Source organism: Oleiphilus sp. HI0117 (genome assembly GCF_001635235.1).
The window spans coordinates 1-621 of sequence record NZ_LWGA01000400.1; the positions used below are offsets into that span (position 1 = coordinate 1).

Sequence of the window (621 nt, forward strand, 5' to 3'; positions counted from 1 at the left end):
GTGTTGTTAAAGTCATGCCAAACTCTATGCCCTGCATTAGGTTTAAAAGCCTGCATCATCCAAGCGATTGCTGAGCCTGTATCAACAAATATATGCGCTTTGTTTTGAATCCTTTTTGAAAACATATCCACGAACTGGTACGGGTCAACAAACTCCCCCTTGGGATATGTCTCTGCTTTATAGCTATATGTTGTTTTCCATCCATGAATCACTTCAAGCCAAGCAGAAAAGCCTGTTTCTACATTGTACGACAGTAAATGATCAATGACCTCTTTCGCATCGTGCTGAATAAGGCAATCTATTTTCAGGTCATTACGTTCAAACTTTTCAAGCTCATTCTTATCAATATCCACTACAGCCTTCCAAGCCTGCCTTGCAAAAGTATTTACAGGAGTACCAGTGGCTTTAGTGTCGAGACGAGTACCTAAAGCTAAGACAAAATCAGCATTCTGTATCGTAAAATTCGCATAACGACTACCATGAGTTCCGAAAGTGCCCACCTTCAGAGCGTGACTATCAGCTAAAATATCTGAAGCACCCCATGTTAGCACTACGGGTACACCTAGTTTATCGACTAGTTCAGAAAAAAGGTCTTCACACTTTGCTAAGTGAAGGCCCCAA

Annotated in this window: 1 pseudogene; it reads right to left on the minus strand. The window is 41.4% G+C overall.

The features are described from left to right. Positions 1-621: pseudogene (locus A3757_RS04710) on the minus strand (thiamine pyrophosphate-binding protein); the annotation flags it as partial.